This is a genomic window from Streptomyces sp. V2I9 (assembly GCF_030817475.1).
Classification (GTDB): Bacteria; Actinomycetota; Actinomycetes; order Streptomycetales; family Streptomycetaceae; genus Streptomyces.
Genome location: NZ_JAUSZJ010000002.1, coordinates 210,009 through 228,339, shown reverse-complemented (window position 1 = coordinate 228,339; position 18,331 = coordinate 210,009). Strand labels below are relative to the sequence as shown.

Annotated in this window: 17 protein-coding genes and 1 pseudogene; 14 read left to right on the top strand and 4 right to left on the bottom strand. The window is 73.3% G+C overall.

Annotation, left to right across the window (positions count from 1 at the left end):
* The first annotated feature begins 13 nt into the window (after positions 1-13).
* From QFZ71_RS01035 to QFZ71_RS01025, 3 genes are all read left to right on the top strand, one after another.
* The gene (locus QFZ71_RS01035; RefSeq protein WP_307666342.1) at positions 14-1,111 is read left to right on the top strand and encodes a PP2C family protein-serine/threonine phosphatase; all 1,098 of its coding nucleotides are present in this window, start codon (positions 14-16) and stop codon (positions 1,109-1,111) included.
* A gap of 608 nt (positions 1,112-1,719) precedes the next feature.
* A complete protein-coding gene (locus tag QFZ71_RS01030; protein ID WP_307666341.1) occupies positions 1,720-1,986 on the top strand; it encodes a WhiB family transcriptional regulator in 267 nt (88 codons plus the stop codon).
* 137 nt (positions 1,987-2,123) lie between these two features.
* On the top strand, positions 2,124-2,465 hold the full coding sequence (locus QFZ71_RS01025; protein ID WP_307666340.1) for a YkvA family protein: 342 nt from the start codon (positions 2,124-2,126) through the stop codon (positions 2,463-2,465).
* Between the two features lie 244 nt (positions 2,466-2,709).
* Here the strand turns inward: QFZ71_RS01025 and QFZ71_RS01020 are convergent, their stop codons facing one another.
* A complete protein-coding gene (locus tag QFZ71_RS01020) occupies positions 2,710-3,126 on the bottom strand; it encodes an ATP-binding protein (protein WP_307666339.1) in 417 nt (138 codons plus the stop codon).
* A gap of 533 nt (positions 3,127-3,659) precedes the next feature.
* On the opposite strand from QFZ71_RS01020, the gene QFZ71_RS01015 reads away from it, so the two are divergent.
* The gene (locus QFZ71_RS01015) at positions 3,660-5,303 is read left to right on the top strand and encodes an alpha/beta hydrolase (protein ID WP_307666338.1); all 1,644 of its coding nucleotides are present in this window, start codon (positions 3,660-3,662) and stop codon (positions 5,301-5,303) included.
* Positions 5,304-5,368: 65 nt separating this feature from the next.
* The gene (locus tag QFZ71_RS01010) at positions 5,369-5,779 is read left to right on the top strand and encodes a thioesterase family protein (protein WP_307666337.1); all 411 of its coding nucleotides are present in this window, start codon (positions 5,369-5,371) and stop codon (positions 5,777-5,779) included.
* 305 nt (positions 5,780-6,084) lie between these two features.
* On the opposite strand, the gene QFZ71_RS01005 is transcribed toward QFZ71_RS01010, so the two are convergent.
* A complete protein-coding gene (locus QFZ71_RS01005; protein ID WP_307666336.1) occupies positions 6,085-6,618 on the bottom strand; it encodes an EF-hand domain-containing protein in 534 nt (177 codons plus the stop codon).
* Between the two features lie 416 nt (positions 6,619-7,034).
* Between QFZ71_RS01005 and QFZ71_RS01000 the strand changes: the two genes are divergently transcribed.
* The 5 genes and pseudogenes from QFZ71_RS01000 to QFZ71_RS00980 all read left to right on the top strand — a co-directional run bounded on the left by QFZ71_RS01000 (position 7,035) and on the right by QFZ71_RS00980 (position 12,341).
* Positions 7,035-8,255, top strand: coding sequence for a cytochrome P450 (locus QFZ71_RS01000; RefSeq protein WP_307666335.1), 1,221 nt, complete (start codon positions 7,035-7,037; stop codon positions 8,253-8,255).
* Positions 8,256-8,276: 21 nt separating this feature from the next.
* Positions 8,277-9,407: pseudogene (locus QFZ71_RS00995) on the top strand (type III polyketide synthase); the annotation flags it as partial.
* A 99-nt stretch (positions 9,408-9,506) separates the two neighbouring features.
* On the top strand, positions 9,507-10,697 hold the full coding sequence (locus tag QFZ71_RS00990) for a S8 family peptidase (RefSeq protein WP_307666333.1): 1,191 nt from the start codon (positions 9,507-9,509) through the stop codon (positions 10,695-10,697).
* A gap of 166 nt (positions 10,698-10,863) precedes the next feature.
* Positions 10,864-11,181: a cupin gene (locus QFZ71_RS00985; protein WP_307666332.1), complete on the top strand. Its 318-nt coding sequence runs from the start codon at positions 10,864-10,866 to the stop codon at positions 11,179-11,181.
* A 161-nt stretch (positions 11,182-11,342) separates the two neighbouring features.
* Entirely contained in the window at positions 11,343-12,341 is a 999-nt protein-coding gene (locus QFZ71_RS00980) for a YihY/virulence factor BrkB family protein (RefSeq protein ID WP_307666331.1), read from the top strand.
* On the opposite strand, the gene QFZ71_RS00975 is transcribed toward QFZ71_RS00980, so the two are convergent.
* Complete coding sequence (locus QFZ71_RS00975) at positions 12,325-13,335, bottom strand: zinc-binding dehydrogenase (RefSeq protein ID WP_307666330.1); 1,011 nt, start codon at positions 13,333-13,335, stop codon at positions 12,325-12,327. The genes QFZ71_RS00980 and QFZ71_RS00975 overlap by 17 nt on opposite strands.
* Positions 13,336-13,441: 106 nt before the next feature.
* Here QFZ71_RS00975 and QFZ71_RS00970 point away from each other — a divergent pair, with 106 nt between their 5' ends.
* Positions 13,442-14,032, top strand: coding sequence for a TetR-like C-terminal domain-containing protein (locus QFZ71_RS00970; protein WP_307666329.1), 591 nt, complete (start codon positions 13,442-13,444; stop codon positions 14,030-14,032).
* A gap of 70 nt (positions 14,033-14,102) precedes the next feature.
* On the opposite strand, the gene QFZ71_RS00965 is transcribed toward QFZ71_RS00970, so the two are convergent.
* Positions 14,103-14,960 carry a M12 family metallo-peptidase gene (locus QFZ71_RS00965; RefSeq protein ID WP_307666328.1) on the bottom strand — a complete coding sequence of 286 codons (858 nt, stop codon included), beginning with the start codon at positions 14,958-14,960 and terminating at the stop codon, positions 14,103-14,105.
* 225 nt (positions 14,961-15,185) lie between these two features.
* Here QFZ71_RS00965 and QFZ71_RS00960 point away from each other — a divergent pair, with 225 nt between their 5' ends.
* From QFZ71_RS00960 to QFZ71_RS00950, 3 genes are all read left to right on the top strand, one after another.
* Positions 15,186-16,058 (top strand): ABC transporter substrate-binding protein, encoded by an 873-nt coding sequence (locus tag QFZ71_RS00960; RefSeq protein WP_307666327.1) that lies wholly within the window; start codon positions 15,186-15,188, stop codon positions 16,056-16,058.
* 186 nt (positions 16,059-16,244) lie between these two features.
* Complete coding sequence (locus QFZ71_RS00955) at positions 16,245-16,919, top strand: winged helix-turn-helix domain-containing protein (protein ID WP_307666326.1); 675 nt, start codon at positions 16,245-16,247, stop codon at positions 16,917-16,919.
* Positions 16,916-18,274: an MFS transporter gene (locus QFZ71_RS00950; protein WP_307666325.1), complete on the top strand. Its 1,359-nt coding sequence runs from the start codon at positions 16,916-16,918 to the stop codon at positions 18,272-18,274. Before QFZ71_RS00955 ends, QFZ71_RS00950 begins: the two co-directional genes overlap by 4 nt.
* Positions 18,275-18,331 lie beyond the last annotated feature (57 nt).

Here is an 18,331-nt window from a genome sequence, read left to right as displayed (position 1 = left end):
ACACCGTGGGGGAGTGGTGCAGCCGCGCAGAGCCAAGTGGATCCCGCTCGGGGTCGTCGTGCTGAGCGTCGTACTGGACCTGGTGACGCCGTCGGATGTCACCTCCGCACCCCTGCTGATGGCCGCTCCCGTCGCCGCCGCGCCCCTGCTCACCCTGCGCGGCATCATCGCGATCGGCGCGCTGGCCATGGCCGTCCACGCGGCCCTCGCCCGGTACGACGGCACCTTCGGCTGGCAACGGGGTGTCGCCAACCAGCTCACCCTTCTGGCCGTGACCGTGCTGGCCGTCCTGATCAACCGCGCCCTGGAGGGGCGGGACGCCCGGACCCGGCGGGCCCGGCACATCGCCGCCGTGGCCCAGAGCGCCGTCCTGCCCCGGCCTCCCTCGCGCCTCGGCGAGCTGCGGATCGCCGCCCGGTACGTGCCCGCCGAGGACGAGGCCACGATCGGCGGTGACCTGTACGTCGTCCAGGACACCCCGCACGGGGTCCGGATGATGGTCGGGGACGTGCGCGGCAAGGGCCTGGGCGCGGTGAGCGCGGTCTGCGCGGATCTGGGGGCGTTCCGGTACGCGGCGGACGAGGCGGAGGACCTGCCCGGCCTGGTGGCCGCGCTGGAGCGAGCGCTGCTGCGCGAGGGCGGCCGACGGGGCGGACAGGAGCAGGAGGAGGGGTTCACCACCGCGCTGATCGCCGAGTTCTCCGAGGACCTGGACACCGTACGGGTGGTCAACCGGGGCCACCCACCGCCGGTGCTGCTGGACGGGGAGGGGCGGGCCACCCTCCTCGAACCCTCCGAGGAGTCGCCCCCGCTCGGCATGAGTGCCCTGGTGACCCGTGCGTCGCCGGTGGACACGTTCGCCTTTCCGCCGGGTGCCACCCTCGTCTGCTACACGGACGGGGTCACCGAGGCCCGCGACGAGTCCGGGGTCTTCTACGACGCGCACGTCCGGCTGCCCTTCCTCGTCCACCCCCGCGCGCTGGTCGGCGACCCGGTGACTCCGGCGCAGATCCTCCGCCTGCTGATCGAGGACGTCGGGCGCCATACCGGCGGCAGGGTCCAGGACGACCAGGCGCTTCTCGCCCTGCACCGCCCGGCGCGGAGGGACTGAGGTCCCGACCGGCGGTATACGGATGGGTTCCCGACCGGCGGCATACGGGTGGGTACGGAGGAGCCGGGCCTTCGTGCCGGGTGGCGTACCGGCCGGGCAACACGGCACAGGGCCATGGTCGACGAGATCGCGCAGCGCGTCCTTCTGGCGGGCCGCGGTCTCGGGATCCCCGGCGCGGCTGTGCGCGGAAACGGTGACGGCGCCCCGCCCGTCCACGGTCGTCGCCGCCCGGACGGCGTATCCGAAACCGCTTCCGCCCTGGCCCGGACAGCCGCCACCGCAGGACAGCGGGGTGAAGAAACAGGCCCGGCCCGTCCCGCGTGCCCTCCGGGTGACCGCTGTCCGGCGGCACGGGCGCCATGGTCCGCATGGCGGCATCACCGGCTTCCCTCCCCGCCCGGAGCCCTGGCCGTCGGGCTGCCCGGCCTTCACCGTTCGCTGTCAGGGCGCCCGGCCGGGGGTCATGGACGCGCAAAGAACCACGGCTGTCCTGCGACCCGTACACCACTTCGTGTTTGAGGCTCCGATCGTCGGTCACCCGCACGGAAGACACATACGGCAACTGACCTACGACGTATCGACATCGGGAGTGAGCGGAGTTGAGCAGCATGGAGAACTGGCGCCTGCACGCCGCCTGCCGGGAGAAGGACCCGGACCTGTTCTTCCCCATCGGGAGCACGGGACCGGCCATCGTCCAGACCGAGGAGGCCAAGGCCGTCTGCCGGACCTGCCCGGTACAGGCCGCCTGCCTGGAGTGGGCCCTGGAGAACGGGCAGGACTCCGGTATCTGGGGCGGCCTGTCGGAGAACGAACGGCGCGCCCTGAAGCGCCGCAACCGCCGCCGGGCGGAGGCCCGCGGACACGGCGCGGCCTGACCCGCGCGCAAGGCGGGGCGCCGCACGGCGCGAAGCCCTCCGAGTCCGGAGAGGCGATGTCGAGCCCCCGGAGTCCGGAGAGGCGATATCGCCGGCACGGGTTCTGTATCCGGCGGCCGGTGGGTAGACGATGAGCCATGGACTCCACCGTTTGGCTCGTTCTCGCAGCCGTGGCCGCGCTGATCATGCTGGCCCTCGCCGTCGTGCTCCTCGTGCGGGTCGTCAGAGCCAGGAAGCTGCTGGCCGACGCCGGAATCCCCCTGCGCGACAAGGCGCTGGTGTGGGCCGCCATCATCTACACCGTGTCTCCGGTCGACCTGTTGCCCGACCCGGTCTACCTCGACGACATCGGGTTTCTGCTCGTCGCCCTGCGCTCCCTGCACGCGGCCGCTTCGGCGGCCGGAGTGCGTACGGGCGCGGGCGGTCGGGAGAGGAGTCGGCGGAGTGAGGTGGAAAGCCACCCGGACGCGGTGCACTGATGCCCGCGCGCCGACCGCGGCCGGTCCGGGTCGCCACCCGGCCCCGCGGGACCGGCACCGTCGCTCGGCTGCTGGGACCCGTTCGTCAACAGGGGCGACGTGTGGCTCCGCCGTTCCCCGTGGCAGTGGCCGGACGGCGCCGGAGCCGATGACGCGCCCCGGCTCGGCGAGCACGGGCCTCCGGGGGGTGGCGGGGCGGTAGCGCAGGAGGGCCGGGGGCGCGAGGCCGCTGGGTGACGCGGCCTCAGCGGGCCACGGTGGCGAGGATGACCTTCCCGCCGCCGGCCGCGTCGCGGATCCGGACTTCCCGGGCCAGCCGCTGGACCATCGGCCAGCCGAACCCGCCGGTGCGGCCGGTCAGATCGGGCGTGCGGTCCTGCGGGTGCGCCGCACTCGGGTCGGTGACCCGGACATGGACGCCCCTGCGGTCGGCGGTCAGCCACAGGGCGGTGACGGCCCCCGCGTGCCGGACGGCGTTGGTGACCAGCTCCGAGACGAGGAGCAGGAGACTCTGCACCATGTGCGAGGTCGGCGCCGGGTGCAGCCGTGCCACGAACGTGCTGACCGCGTCCCGTGCGTCGGCGGCCCTCTCCGGCCGGCAGACGAAATCGGTACGGGTCTCGCCGTCCGGTGACAAGGTCATGAGAATGCGGTCGTTCATAGCGTTCACCCCGTCGCGTGAGCTTCCTGGCTGACGTTCGGATACCCCGGAACCAGCCGTTCATGGAAAGGGGCGGGGGTGAGCGCGCACGTTCCCCCGAACGGGTCGGTCCTCGCCCCGGACCGGTCGCACCGGTTCCGGCGGGCCACGGCGCGGTACATCGACCGCCGGATCATCGAGGCCGATGCGGAAGCCGGTGAGCGTGACGAGCTGAAACACGGCGCCCCTGGTCACCCGACGAGAAACGGGGGCGGGGCCGGCCGACGGCGACCCCCGCTCGGGATCCGCGCGGGCGACGCGGTCACGCCGTACGTGGACGGGAAGCCGTCCGTGGTGGAAGGGCTCCAGGCCCTTCGCCATACCGTGGCGAGAAGGCGGAAGGGGGCCGTCCGCAGGTACAACTCAGGGCCTATGCGCCGGAGTTGCATCATTCCCAAGGTGGAGACGAGGTGTAGCCCGACGGAGGTTACGTGCACGCGGCCGCTCCTGAAGGATCTCTCCTGTCCGAACGTGTGACCGGAAGGATCGTTTTCGTGCGCAGACGACATCTCGTGCCCCTGTTGGCGGTGAGCGTCACGGCGACGCTGGCCCCCGCGCTCACCACCTCGACGGCCACCGCGGCCCCTGCTGCCGTCCCCGCCGCGGCCGTCCTCCCGGCCGCCGGCAAGAGCGCGCTGGACCGGTACGCGAAGCAGAAGCCGCAGTGGAAGCGGTGCCCCGAGCCCGAGGCCCCGCCGGAGATCCGGTGCGCCACCATCCAGGTCCCGCTGGACTACCGCAAGCCCGGCGGCAAGCGGATCGAGCTGGCCATATCCCGGATCGAGGCCACCGGGCCGGGCAAGCGCCAAGGAGTCCTGCTCTCCAACCCCGGCGGTCCGGGCGGTCCGGGGCTGTATCTGCCGCTGGGCATGGCCGAATGGCTGCCCGCCGCCGCGCGGCAGAAGAACGACCTCATCGGGTTCGACCCGCGCGGAGTGGGAAGCAGCACCCCGGTCACCTGCGGCCTGGAGCCGAAGGAGGAGGACTGGCTGCGGCCGTACAAGCCCGAGACCTTCGCCGACGACGTCGCCTGGGCGCGGACGGTCGCCCGCAAGTGCGAGGAGAAGGCGGGCGACATCCTCCCGCACATCACCACCCGCAACACCGCACGCGACATGGACCTGATCCGGGCGGTCCTCGGCGAGAAGAAGATCAACTACGTGGGGTACTCGTACGGCACCTACCTGGGTGCCGTCTACGCCCAGCTCTTCCCGAAGCGCGCCGACCGGTTCGTCCTGGACAGTGCGGTCGACCCGGAACGCGCCTGGCGCGGCATGATCCAGTGGTGGGCCGAGGGAGCCGAGCCCGCGTTCGACCGGTGGACCGCCTGGGCCGCCGAGCGTTCGGAGACGTACGGCCTCGGTGACACCCCGAAGAAGGTCGAGGGGGCCTTCTGGGACCTGGTCGAGCGGGCCCGGCAGAAGCCGATCGACCTGGACGGGCAGGTGGTCACCGGCGACGACATCCGCATGGGCATGAGGGCCGCGGTCTTCACCCCGCTGTACGCCACCGAGGCGTTCGTGGAGCTGAGCAACGCGGCCGACGGCGAGACCGTCGCCCCGAAGAAGCTCAGGGAATTCCTCCGGCCCGAGGGGCGCCATGCGACGGGCGCGACCGCTGCCACGCCCGCCGACAACGGAACCGCGAGCTTCTGGGCCGTGGTGTGCGGTGACAACTCGGCCGCCTGGTCCCGCAACCCCGAGAGCTACCGGCGCGACGCCATCGCGGACCGGGGCCGCTACCCGATCTTCGGAGACTTCGCGTCCAGCATCAAGCCGTGTGCCTTCTGGGACCGGTCCGTGGAGCGGGCGACCACGGTGAACAACAAGGCCGGCTCCCTGGTCGTCCAGAACGAGTGGGACTCGCAGACGCCGCTCCCCAGCGGCCAGGCCCTCCACCGGCAGTTGAAGGGGTCGAGGATGGTCACCGTCCTCGGCGGCGAGGGACACGGCATCTACCCCAGCGGCAATCCGTGCACGGACGGTGCGGTCAACCGCTATCTGCTGACCGGCAAGCTCCCGGTGAAGGACGTGACCTGCGAGGCGACCGAAGGGTCGAACGAGCAGGCGCGCCAGCACCGCGAGCAGGACGTACTTCCCGTCTCTCCGCTCCCGGTCCGCGCCCCGGACCGCTTCTGACCCCGGACGGCACCGCGGAGGCGGGACCGCCCGGGCCGAGGGTGCGCTCCGCGTCCTGGAGGGTGATGTCCCGGCGGCCTGAGTCCACGCGTTCCGGCGGCTGCTGCCGGGGGCGACCCGAGGCGAGGGCGTACCTCCAGTACGCGGAGCACGCCCGCTGGGAGCTGCTGCGCGCCGCCGGACTGCCCCGGGAGAAGCTGCTGGCCGACGGCATCGGCCCGGTGCAGCTGGAGGTGACGGTCAAGTACCTCCGGGAGCTGCGCGGCGGCGAGCGCGTACGGGTCACCTGCCGGTTCGACTACGGCACGGGAAAGACCTTCACCCTGGAGCAGCGGATCATCAAGGAGGACGGCACCGTGGCCGCGGAGATCACCGGAGTGGGCGGCGTCCTCGACCTGACCGAACGCCGCCTCGTCCCGGACCCGCGGGGCCGCCTGGCCGCACTGGCGGGCGACCCCGACCTGCTGACCGGCTGACAGCCTGTCGGGCATCCGGGGAGGGGGGACGCGGCGGGTGAGGAACCGGCCCTTGGGCCGGGCACGCGGTGCGCGAGGAGCGGGGCCGGGCCATCGCCGGCAGTGCCCGCCTCCGGAAGCGGCGCCCGTGGGGACGGGGTCCGCCCCAGCGGCAGGCGCGCTCAGAGCGCACGCGGGACGCGCGGAACCCATCGACCGGGACCGCCCTGCGGCGGCCACGGGCCGGTCCGACGGCGCGCCCCGGTCGCCGGCACCATGTCCCCGTGCTCCGGGCGCGGGGACACGGCAGCTCGCGGAGCGGCGCTTCAGGCGGCGGTGCCGACGACCAGGTGGTCTCCGGGAATGCCGGCCTTGCCCGGGGCGTAGTAGTCCTTGATGCCGGCGACCCACGTCTCCACCCGGATCCGGTCCCCGTCGGTCGGTTCGAAGGCGTCGAAGAGCGCGTCGATGTTCTCGGGCTCGAACCCGATCGCCCGCATCAGCGCCATGAACAGCGGGCGCTCGATCAGCCCGTCGCCGTCCGGGTCGCCCAGCGCGGCCAGGGCCTCGGCGAACACCGTGATGGTGGCGTCGAACCGCTCCGGCGACAGCACGCACGCCGTGAACTCCTCGAAGCTGATCTCGCCGTCCCCGTCGGCGTCCAGCTCGGTCAGCAGCGTCGTCCAGTACCGCCTGAACGCCGCGCGCATCGCGTCCTTCGCCGCCCGGTCCGACGCGTGCGCCTCGCGGACGACGCGGTCGGCCATGAGATCGAAGTCGTCCTGCTCCAGGACGCCGTTGGCATTGACGTCGAACAGGGAGAAGACGAGCGTGACCCGCCTGGTGGCCTCAGTGCCCATGAACCGTCACCTTTCTCCACACGTCACGTTCCGCCGGCCACGGCCCGGTGCCGGGGCGGCCCACCCACTGTCCGCCGAGGTACGCCCTCCACGGCGAAAGCGCGGGATCTTTCACCTGAAGGACGTAAATGACCTGCGTAAACGTCGAGTTGAGGCAGAGTGGGAAACCTGGCCGATCCGTGCGCCCCTGCCTCCACGCCTGGCCGATCCATGCGCCCCTGCCTTCACGCCGGGCCGATACGCCCGCCCCGCCGGGGAGGCGAACCGCTGAGCGCCGGAGCGCGCGCCCCTCTGATCGGCTGACTGCGCTATGTCACTGACATGTTTCCGTGAGTGACGGGGGATGCAGGGGAGGTCCGGTGCCGGGCCCGCCCCGGCACGTCCCCCTCTTCGATGCGGTCATTGGGAGAACCCCGGTGGAGAACACCTCGGTGCAGAACAAGGAAACCGTACGGAACTGTCCGTTCGACTACGCGCAGCGGCTGGAGTTCGACCCCCAGCTCAGGCAATTGCTGACCGAGGAGCCGGTGTCCCGTATCCGGATGGCCTACGGAGAGGGCGAGGCCTGGCTGGTCACCCGCTACGAGGACGTCCGCACGGTCACCACCGACCGGCGGTTCAGCCGCGGCGCCGTCCTCGGCCGCGACTTCCCCCGGATGACCCCGGAGCCGATCGTCCAGGCCGAGTCCATCAACCTCATGGACCCGCCCGCCAGCAGCCGCCTGCGGAGCCTGGTCGCCAAGAGCTTCACCCCGCGCCGCGTCGCGCAGATGCGCGGCGGCACCCAGCGTGTCGTCGACCGGTTGCTGGACGAGATGGCGGACGAGGGCGCACCGGCCGACTTCGTCGCCCGGATCTCCTCACCGCTGCCGCTGATCACCATCTGCGAGGCGCTCGACATCCCCGAGGCCGACCGCCCCTGGCTCCGCGCCCACGCCATGACCATGATGAACGTCGGGGCCGCAGGCAAGCAGGACGCCGTACGCGCCAAGGCGGAACTGCGCGGCTACTTCCAGGAACTGACCGCCGACCGGCGCCGCTCCCCGGGCCAGGACCTCATCAGCACCCTGGCCACCGCTCGGGACGGCGCCGAACTGCTGGACGACGACGAGCTGGCCGTCATGGCGATGGTCCTGCTCATCACCGGCCAGGACACCACCACCTACCAGCTCGGCAACATCGCCTACACCCTGCTCACCCGACCGGAACTCCTGCGCTCCGTCCGGACCGAACCCGCGCGGCTGCCCCGCACCCTGGAGGAGCTGCTGCGCCACATCCCCTTCCGCAAGGGCGTCGGCATCCCGCGCGTCGCCCTGGAGGACGTGGAGCTCGGCGGCGTCCTCATCAAGGCCGGCGACGTGGTGCACGTGTCCTATCTGACGGCGAACCGGGACGCCGCCAAGTTCGACCGCCCCGACGAGCTGGATCCCGACCGGCCGTCCATCCCCCACATGACGTTCGGCTGGGGCGCCCACCACTGCCTGGGCGCGCCGCTGGCCACCATGGAACTGGAAGTGGCCTTCTCCACGCTGCTGACCCGCTTCCCGGCCCTGCGTCTGGACGTGCCGCCCGAGGACATCGAGTGGAACACGACGTCCATCTGGCGATACCCCCTCGCGCTGCCCGTCACCTGGTGACGAGAGCCCCGCTCCAGAGACCGAGGAGAACCCATGGCGACCCTGTGCAGACCCGCCATCGCTGTGCCCGAGCACGTCATCACGATGCAGCAGACCCTGGACCTGGCGCGGGAGACCCACGCCGACCACCCGCAGCGCGACCTGGTGCTGCGGCTGATCCGGAACACCGGGGTCCAGACCCGGCACCTCGTGCAGCCCGTCGAGGAGACCCTGAAGCACCCCGGATTCGAGGTGCGCAACCGGGTGTACGAGGCCGAGGCCAAGGCGCGGGTCCCCGACGTCGTCCGGCGGGCCCTCGCCCACGCCGAGACCGAACCCGGCGAGATCGACCTGATCGTCTACGTCTCCTGCACCGGCTTCATGATGCCCTCGCTGACCGCCTGGATCATCAACACGATGGGGTTCCGGCCGGAGACCCGCCAGCTGCCCATCGCCCAGCTCGGCTGCGCGGCGGGCGGCGCGGCCATCAATCGCGCGCACGACTTCTGCCGGGCCTACCCCGAGTCCAACGTCCTCATCGTCTCCTGCGAGTTCTGCTCGCTGTGCTACCAGCCCACCGACATCGGCGTCGGCTCCCTGCTCTCCAACGGCCTGTTCGGCGACGCCCTCTCCGCCGCCGTCGTACGGGGCCGGGGCGGGACCGGCATGCGGCTGGAGCGCAACGGCTCCCACCTGGTTCCCGACACCGAGGACTGGATCTCCTACGCCGTCCGCGACACCGGCTTCCACTTCCTGCTGGACAAGCGGGTCCCCGGCACCATGGAGATGCTCGCCCCGGTCCTCCAGGACCTGGTCGACCTGCACGGCTGGTCCGTCCCGGACATGGACTTCTTCATCGTCCACGCCGGCGGGCCGCGCATCCTGGACGACCTCTGCCACTTCCTCGAGCTGCCGCCGGAGATGTTCCGCTACAGCCGGGCCACTCTCACCGAACGCGGCAACATCGCCAGCTCCGTCGTCTTCGACGCGCTGGCCAGGCTCTTCGACGACGGGGGAGCGGCGGAGGCGGCGCAAGGGCTCATCGCCGGGTTCGGGCCCGGAATCACGGCCGAGGTCGCCGTGGGCAGCTGGGCGAAGCAGGGCTTCCCGGCCGATGTGCCGCACGACCTCGACGAACTGGAGCTGACCGCCGACGTTGCGCTGTCCGGCTGAACCCGCTAAGGCGGCCGACGGGCGGGGACGAAGGAACGGGTGTTCGTGCTTCGCGGACGCACTCGCCCCGTGAACGGATCCCCACCCCGAGGAGATTGCATGCGCCTGCCCGCCCGATGGGCCACGGCCGCCCTGCTGCTGATCGCCCCGCTGATCGGCGCCCCGGCCACGGCCTCGGCCGACAGCGGACCGGAAGGGGTCCGGGTGGAGCAGTCCACCCGGGCCGTACCCGGGCAGTACATCGTCACCCTGGAGCCCGAACTCTCGCCGGACACCGTCCTGCGGGAGCTCGGGCTCAGGCCGTTGTTCCGCTACGGAAACGTCCTGCACGGCTTCGCCGCCTCGCTCACCGCCTCCGAACTCGAAGCGGTGCGGACCGTCCCCGGCGTCCTCGCCGTCGAGGAGAACGCCGAGGTGACCGTGGACGCGCCGAGGGCCGGCAGCCTCTTCCGGGCGCCCGCCGCCGGCTGGGGCGCCGACCGCATCGACCAGCGCCGCCTGCCGCTGGACGACACCTTCACCACCACGGCCACCGGCAAGGGGGTGAAGGCGTACGTCGTCGACACCGGGATCGACGCCGCGCACACCGAGTTCGGCGGCCGGGTCGTGAACGGGTACGACGCCGTCGGGGACGGCCGTGCCGGCATGGACTGCAACGGCCACGGCACGCACGTGGCGGGCACGGTCGGCGGCGGCACGGCCGGCGTGGCCCGCGAAGCCTCCCTGGTCAACGTACGCGTCCTGGACTGCGAGGGCCGGGGCACCTGGGCCGGCATCCTCGCCGGGTTCGACTGGGTCGCCAGGGACGCCGGGCGGACCGAGGCCCCCGCCGTGCTCAACGCCTCGCTCGGCGGAGCCCGTTCGACATCCGTCGACGCGGCGGTCGAGTCGGTCGCCGACGCCGGAGTGCTGCCCGTGGTGGCGGCGGGGAACGACGACCGGGACGCCTGCGACGTCTCCCCGGCCGCCGCGGACGGCGTGGTCGCGGTCGGGGCGAGCGACCGGCAGGACCGCGAGACCCCCTTCAGCAACTGGGGCTCCTGCGTCGCGCTGTACGCGCCCGGCGCCGACATCGTCTCCGCGCGGCTCGGCGGCGGCACCGTCTCGCTGAACGGCACCTCCATGGCCAGCCCCCACGTCGCGGGCGTCGCCGCCCTGTACAAGCAGGAGAACCCCTCGGCCGCGCCCGGCGTCGTCGCGCGGTGGCTGACGGACACGGCCACCCCGTCCGTGCTCTCCGGCCTCGGCCAGGGCTCGCCCGACCGGCTGCTGTTCACCGGCGGCCTCTGACGGACCGCCGCACGACCGGTTCCCCGGACCGGCCACGGGCCGGGGAACGGTGGCCGCGCGGCGCGACCCGCGCCCCGGAACGGCCGCCCGTGCGAGCCGCCGGTACCGCCCGCGTCACGGGTACGCCAGGATCGCGGGGCGGGCGCGGCTGCGGCACAGTGGGCACATGGACGACCTCAACGCACTCGCCGAGGAGCACCTGGCCGCCGCCCGCGCCTCCGCACACGGCCGCAGCGCCCACCTCCTGCTCCAGCAGCCCCCCTTGCGGCAGACGGTGATCGCCCTGACCGAGGGGACGGCGCTGGACGAGCACAACGCGCCGCCCGCGGCGTCCCTGCTGGTCCTGCGCGGCAGCGTCCGTCTCACCGCCGTCTCCGGCGACGCCGACCTGCCGGCCGGGATCCTGCACCCGATCCCGCAGGAGCGGCACGGACTGCTGGCGCTCCAGGACGCCGTGGTCCTGCTCACCGCCGTCAACGACTGACCGCCCCCGAGGCCGGCGGGGCGCGGCGCGCGATCCCGTCGGGCGGGGAGGGGTGTGCACCGGCCGGGGCGTGGCAGGAGAGGATCGAGCGGAGTCGGCGCGTCCGGAGACGGACAGGCCGTGCCGCCCGCCGCGTCCACCCACGTACCCGGAGTACCAGCTTGCCCACCCAGACCGCGTCCACCGCGGACAGCACCGCCCCCGGACGTACCGCACCGCACCGGCGCGGGCTCACCGCCCTGCGCCGTACCCCGGTCTCGCTGTGGAACGACGACGTCACCGACTGGGCCGCGGCCCTGACGTACTACGCCATCCTCGCCCTGCTGCCGGCGCTCCTGGTCACCGTGTCCGTCATCGGACTGGCCAACCCCGACGCGACCGGCGCGCTGATCGCCGACATCACCGCCTTCGCCCCCGCCGAGTCCGGTGAGGCGCTGCGCAGGCCGCTGGAGGCGGCGACCGGGCAGCGCTCCGCCGTCTGGCTGCTCGTCGCGACCGGGTCCGTGAGCGCCGTGTGGTCCGCGTGCAGCTACCTCGCGGTCTTCCGCCGGGCGATGCACGCCATGCACGGCGTCCGGGACACCCGGCCGCCGCTGCGGCAGGCGCACATCATCGTCGTCTCCGCGATCGGCCTGCTCCTCCTGCTGCTGACCAGCGCCTTCGCCCTCGTGATGACCGGCCCGCTCGCCCGCTGGCTGGGGCGCCGCATCGGTCTGCCGCACGAGGGGGAGAGCCTGTGGGCGGTGATGAAGTGGCCGCTGCTGATGTTTCTGGTGGCCTGCCTGATCATGGTCCTCTTCAGCACCGGCCCCCGCTCCGCGCGCGGCGTCCGCCGGAGCCTGCCCGGCGGGGTCCTCGCCGCGTTCTGCTGGCTGGCCGCGTCGGCGCTGTTCGCCCTGTACGCGACCCGCGTCGGCAGTTACAGCCGACTCTACGGATCGCTGGCCGGGCTCGTCGTCTTCCTGATCTGGGTGTGGTTCGCCAACCTCTCGCTGCTGGCCGGCGCCCAGTTCAACGTCGAACTCCGGCGGGAGAGGCCGGAGAGAGCCACGGGACAGAGGCCCGGTGCCACGGCGGGGCCCGCCGCGGAGGGCGGGCCCGACACGGGGGAGCAGAAGTCCCTGGCCGGGGAGGAAAGGCCCGTCACGGCCGCAGAATGAGGCGGACCGGGTCGCCCTCCTTGGTCTCCATCCGCCGTACCGCCGACGCCGCCTCGTCCAGCGGCAGTACGTCGGTGATCGACCGGGAGAAGTCCAGCCTGCCGCCCTCGGCGAGCCGGACGAGCTGCCTCACGTGGTGGCTCTCCGAGCCGTAGTGGCCCAGGATGCGTTGCTGGAGGTAGCTGAACAGGGTGCCGTGGGCGACCGTCAGCGGCTGGTCGGTCAGTCCCACCAGCACCAGCCGGCCCTTCGGAGCCAGCACGGTCAGCGCCTGCTCGCGGACCGGGGGAACGCCGGCGAAGTCGAACGCGGCGGTCAGACCCGTGCCGTCGCTCGCCCCGAGCACCTTCTCGCGGAACCCAGGATCGGCGGGGTCCAGCGCCAGGTCGGCCCCGAACTCCAGGGCCCGCTGCCGGGCCGCCGGAGCGGGGTCCACCGCGACGACCGGATACGCCCCGACCGCCCGCAGCAGCTGCACGGCGTGCGCGCCGAGGCCGCCCGCGCCCCAGACGCCCACGGCCTCCGCCGGCCGCACGTCGCCGGTGGCGGTCACCGCCGCCCACGGAGTCGAGACCGCGTCCGGGATGATCGCCGCCTGTTCGAAGGAGAGCGAGTCGGGGAGAGCGACGAGGGTGGACGCGGTGGCGAGCGCGTACTCGGCCCAGCCGCCGTCGTAGTCGACGCCCCGCGTGTACGTCCGGCCGCGGCGCTCCTCGCCCGCCTGGAGCACCACGCGGGCGCCGGGCGCCCAGCCGGTGACGTCCGGCCCGGTCTCCGCCACGGTCCCGGCAACCTCGTGGCCCAGCGTGACCGAGTCGCCCTCCAGATACATCGGGCTCAACGTGCCGTCGATGAGGTGTACGTCGGAGAGGCAGACCCCGGCGGCCTCGACCTTCACGAGCACCTCGCCGGGGCCGGGGGCGGGCCTGTCCACCTCCTCCACGACGAGAGAACGGCTGGGGAGGTGGAGACGCGCGGCGCGCATGCGTTCCATGACGGGTCCTTACGGTTCGGATCGGCGGCCTATCGCAAGTCGCCTTGCTTTAAAACGTAGGCCGGTCCTGCGGTTAAAGCAAGTAGCCTTGCGATACGGTTCGCGGATGACCACCGAGAACAGCCCCGCCCCCCTGCGCCGCCGGGGCGAACCCATGCGGCAGGCCGTCCTGGCGGCGACCGTGGACCTCCTCGCCGCCGAAGGGCTGGGCGGCACCACGGTCGCGGCGGTCGCCAGGGCGGCGGGGGTGCACGAGACCTCCGTGTACCGGCGGTGGAAGACCCGCGAGAACCTGCTGCTGGACGCCCTCGGCTCGCACGCCGACGACGCGCTGCCCGTACCCGACACGGGGGACGTGCGCGAGGACCTGGTCCAGCTGATGGCGGCGGTCGCGGACTACCTCGCCTCGCCGCAGGGTGCGGCCCTGCTCCACCTCGGCGCCTCCTTCGACGCGGTTGCCGTCGAGGCGGAGCGCCTGCCCTACTGGGACGCCCGGCTCCGGCGCGGTGAGGACATCGTGCGGCGCGGAGTCGAGCGCGGCGAGCTGGCCCCGGACACCGACCCCCGGCTGGTGGCCGAGACCCTGGCGGGACCCCTGTTCACTCGCGTCCTGCTGACCGGCGCACCTCTCGGCGAGGGGCTCGCGCGCCGGATCGTGGATCTGACGCTGGACGGCGCGCGCCCCCGTACCGGGTGAGGCCGCCCCGCGCCGGGTGCGGTGCCTCGTGCCCCTTGTCGCAGGCGAGGCGCCTCCGCGGCGGGTGCGGTCAGTTCCTGTCGCGGTACCCGGCGACGATCGCCATGGTCTCGCGCAGCGCCCGTACGCCGTCGTTGTCCGCGTCGCCCAGCCGGTGGCCGTTCCATGTCCCCGTGGCGCTGGAGAACCTGCTGATGCTTCGGCAGTGGCCCCCGCACGACGAGCGGTACGCCATGATCGTGTAGCGCCTGCCGTCCTCGGTGATCCAGCCGGTGTTGTACGGCCGGTCACGGCCCACGCTCATCGAGCCGCCCGGATCGCCGGCCAGGGTCCTGCGGTCGTGGGCGAGCCCCAGGGTGTGGCCGATCTCGTGGCTCGCCGAGTCCAGCTCGATGCCGTCGACGTCGACGACCGCGTAGGCGTACTCGTCGGTCGAGGCATCGAGTGCGGGCGTGTAGTCCGCCGTGCCGCCGCCCCGCTCCGGGCGGTCCACGAGGAGGACGACCAGATCGGCGCCGTACCGCGCCCGCTGTTCGTGGACCCGCCGGCCGATCCCCGGTGACCTGTGGTCCTTCAGGGCGGCGTGCGCCGCGCGGAACTCCTCCGGGCCCTCGTGACCGGCCGCCGTGTACGGGTGGACGACGCGGATGGTGCCGCAGAGCCCGCCGCCCGCCAGTGACCGGTTCATCCGGGCCGCGATCCGCTGGGCCGAGGCGGGCACCCGGTGCTCGCCGCCGACGCGTTTCGCGGCCTTCGGTGTGTAGACGGCCAGTACGTCGACGACCGGACACCGCGCCGGCTTCCTCGCCCCGGACGCCGCACGGGCCTCGGCGGCGACGGGGTGCGCCGAGGCGGGCGCACCCGTCGGGGCCGCGCAGAGGGACGCGCCGATGCCGAGGGCCAGGGCCGCCTTCAAGGTCGCGCGCATGGGAGGTCGACTCCGTTCGGGAGGGGGAGGCGCAGGACGCCGAGAAATGACATTCAGTGACCAATGTCTAGCATCTTGTGACTCTATGTGCACGGCGCCGCCGGGACTGACGGGCCGCCGTTTGTTCCCGGACCGGAGGGGTGTGGCCAGGAGGAGCTGGGCAGGTACAGGTGTGCGAACTCGCACCAGGGGTACGGCGGTCGGCGGCGGAGGGGCGTGTGTGACGTGACGGAGCAGAGCGAATGGCGGTTCTCCGACGACCGGGGGCGGCAGTCGGCGGCGCCTCGGCCGCCTCGGCGGGTGCTGGCCTACGTCCAGGCCGGCGCGACTCTGTGGGACCTCGGTATCCGGCCGATGGCCGTCTTCGGGTCCGAGCACGACGGCCCGGACCCCGACACGGCGAAGACCGGGACCCTGCCCTTCGGCGAGGTCGCGTACGTCGGTGCCGGCGGCTCCCTGGACGCCGAGCGGCTGCTGAGCGCGGGGCCGGACCTCGTGGTGGCCGTCAGCTACGGCGGTGGCCACGTCTACGGGCTGACACCCGAGACGGCCGAACGCCTGGAGGAGCGGGTGCCGGTGGTCGTCCTCGACGTCGGTCAGGCCCGGACGTTCGGGCGGATCGGCGACCGGTTCGCCCTGCTGGCCCGTTCGCTCGGGGCCCCGGACCGGCCGGGTGCGGAGCGGGAACCGGCCGCCGCCCGCGAGCGGTTGCGCGCCGTGGCCGCCACCCCGCCGGCCGACGGCCCCCGTGTGCTCGCCCTCTCTCCGGCGAGCCCGGACCGGGCGTACGTCGCGCGCCCGGCGATGTGGCCCGAGTTGCGCGTCCTCACCGAACTGGGCGTCCAGGTGGTCGAGCCGCCCGAGGGGCCGGGGGTCAACTGGGCCACGCTCGACCGCGCCGGCATCCTCGCCCTGCGGCCCGAGGTGATCCTGGCCGACGCCCGCGCCCACGCCGCCCCGCTGGAGGGGCTGTGGGGGCGCGGCGCCCCGCCTGTGCCCGTCATCGCGTGGAACCCCGAACCCCTCTACGGGCCCCGCGACCACGCCCGGTTCCTGGGCCGGGTCGCGGACGCCCTGGAGGCGGCGCGGGCGGGCTGAGCCGGGACCGCCATCACGGGGAGGCCGGGGTGCTCACGGGGAGGGGGGCCGAGCCGGGCCCTGAGCGGCCTCGGTGCCCTGGACCGGGCGGGCTCGAACCCGGCCTCCGGAGACGCCCGCAAGTTTCCAAAAAACATTCTGCAAAAACACTTTGGGAAAGTGCCCGCGCCGTTCTACGCTGCGGTCATGGACAGCGAAGAGAGTCGTCGCACACTCGATCCCGTGGAGGACGGTGCCGCCTTCAAGGCGCTCACCCACCCCCTCCGCCTCACCCTGCTCGGGCTGCTGCGGCAGCACGGCCCGGCCACCGCCAGTGAGCTCGCGGGCAGGACAGGGGAGTCGTCGGCCTCCACCAGCTACCACCTGCGCGTGCTCGCGAAGTATGCCTTCGTCACCGAGGCCGTGCACCGCGACGGCCGCGAACGCCGCTGGAAGTCCGTGCACGCCATGACCTCGTGGAGCAACGAGGCGCTGCGCCGCAGCCCCGGCGGCAGCGCGATCCTCAACGTTCTGCACCGCCGTCAGATCGAGCACCTCCAGCAGTCGTTGGACCACCACGAGGCGGACCTTGAGGACGGCCTGCTGGCTCAGGAGTGGCAGGAGCCCTCGGGCATCAGCGACATGATGCCCCGGCTGACCCCGGAGTCCCTCGCCGAACTGTGGGAGGCGTTCCGGGCGAAGACGGACGAGCTGAGCGCCCGCGACGCCGGGGACCCCCGCGCCGAACGGGTCGTCCTGTTCACCGCCGGACTGCCGTTGGCCCCGCAGCCGGAGGCCGCCCGGGACCGCGCGGACGCCTCCGCCGGGCCTGACGCGACGGACGCCGGAAGCCCGGACGCCACCACCGGAGACGCGTCGTGACGCGCCGCCCGGCCTTCGCCGCCGCCCCTGCGGGCGGCCTCGACGAGGCGACCGCACGCCGCCGGTACGTAGCGGTCTCCTTCCTCTTCTGGTTCCCCATCGGCATGTCCATCGCCCCCGGAGTGCTCCTCTTCACCGAACGGGGGATGGGCCTCGCCGCCATCGCGGGCTTCTTCGCCGTGCACTCCCTCACCGCCGCCGCGATGGAACTGCCCACCGGCGGGCTGTCCGACGTCATCGGGCGACGCCCCGTCCTGGCCCTCGCCGGACTGCTCAACCTCACCGCCTTCACCCTCATCGGCCTCGGCGCGGCGGGCTGGGCCATCGCCCTCGGCATGGGCCTGATGGGCCTCGCCCGCGCCCTGTCCAGCGGACCCGCCGAAGCCTGGTACGTGGACACCGTCCACGCCCACGCCGGACCCGACGCCGACCTGCGTACGGGCCTGGCGCGCGGCGGGTCCGCCACTTCGGCCGCTCTCGCCATCGGGACCCTGCTCGGCGGCGGACTGCCCTGGCTGCTCGGACTCGCCCCCGGTGCGGGGGAGTGGCTGACCGGCGCGACCGGCGGGCTCGTGATCCCGCTCTCCGTTCCCGCCCTGTTCGGCGCGCTGGTCGAACTCGTCTTCGTGCTCTACGTGCTCAGCTCCCTGCCCGAACCGCCCCGGCCCCGCACCACCCTGCGCCTGGTCGTGGGCGGTGTGCCCGCCGCCATCGCCGCCGGTCTGCGACTCGGCGCCCGCGACGCCCTGATCCGTCGCATCCTGCTGACCGCGAGCGCCGCCGGGGCCGCCCTCGCCGCCGTCGAACTGCTCACTCCGGGCCGGGCGGCCGCCCTCATGGGGACCGCGGAATCCGGCGCCCTGGTCTACGCCGGGCTCGCCTGCGCGGGATTCCTGTGCTCCGCGATCGGCAGCCAACTCGCCCCGCTGGTCGCCCGGTTCTCCGGCGGCAGCGAGCGCGCGGTGCTCGTGAGCCTCGCGTTCACGGTGCTGGGGCTGACCCTGCTCGGGATCACCGCACACACGATGAGCGCCCTTGCCACCGCGGTGGCCGTCGCCGGCTACGGGCTCGTGTACCTGGGACTCGGAGCCGCGGGCCCCAACGAGAACGACCTGCTGCACCGCCGCGTCGACGCCTCCGGCCGCGCCACCGCCCTCTCCGTCCAGTCGCTCGCCCTGCAACTGGTCGCCGCCGGGGCGGGACTGGGCGCGGGCGCCCTGCCGCCGGGCCCGCTGCCCTGGCTGCTCGCCGCCACCGCCGTGCTGGCCGGCGCCCTCCTCTGGGTACGCCGGACCGCCCCCGCGAAGCCGCTCGCCGACACCGCTCCCCGTACGGAGGCGGCGGTGAACCCGTAGGGCGTGACGGCCCCGGTGAAACGTGCAGGAATCCTGTCCGGCGGAGCCTCCGGAACC

Bases quoted from the DNA above. Each gene is read 5' to 3' on its own strand.
- QFZ71_RS01030 (WP_307666341.1), top strand. From the start codon at position 1,720: ATGGAGAACTGGCGCCTGCACGCCGCCTGCCGGGAGAAGGACCCGGAC.
- QFZ71_RS01025 (WP_307666340.1), top strand. From the start codon at position 2,124: ATGGACTCCACCGTTTGGCTCGTTCTCGCAGCCGTGGCCGCGCTGATC.
- QFZ71_RS01020 (WP_307666339.1), bottom strand. From the start codon at position 3,126: ATGAACGACCGCATTCTCATGACCTTGTCACCGGACGGCGAGACCCGT.
- QFZ71_RS01010 (WP_307666337.1), top strand. From the start codon at position 5,369: ATGTCCCGGCGGCCTGAGTCCACGCGTTCCGGCGGCTGCTGCCGGGGG.
- QFZ71_RS01005 (WP_307666336.1), bottom strand. From the start codon at position 6,618: ATGGGCACTGAGGCCACCAGGCGGGTCACGCTCGTCTTCTCCCTGTTC.
- QFZ71_RS00990 (WP_307666333.1), top strand. From the start codon at position 9,507: ATGCGCCTGCCCGCCCGATGGGCCACGGCCGCCCTGCTGCTGATCGCC.
- QFZ71_RS00985 (WP_307666332.1), top strand. From the start codon at position 10,864: ATGGACGACCTCAACGCACTCGCCGAGGAGCACCTGGCCGCCGCCCGC.
- QFZ71_RS00975 (WP_307666330.1), bottom strand. From the start codon at position 13,335: ATGGAACGCATGCGCGCCGCGCGTCTCCACCTCCCCAGCCGTTCTCTC.
- QFZ71_RS00970 (WP_307666329.1), top strand. From the start codon at position 13,442: ATGACCACCGAGAACAGCCCCGCCCCCCTGCGCCGCCGGGGCGAACCC.
- QFZ71_RS00965 (WP_307666328.1), bottom strand. From the start codon at position 14,960: ATGCGCGCGACCTTGAAGGCGGCCCTGGCCCTCGGCATCGGCGCGTCC.
- QFZ71_RS00955 (WP_307666326.1), top strand. From the start codon at position 16,245: ATGGACAGCGAAGAGAGTCGTCGCACACTCGATCCCGTGGAGGACGGT.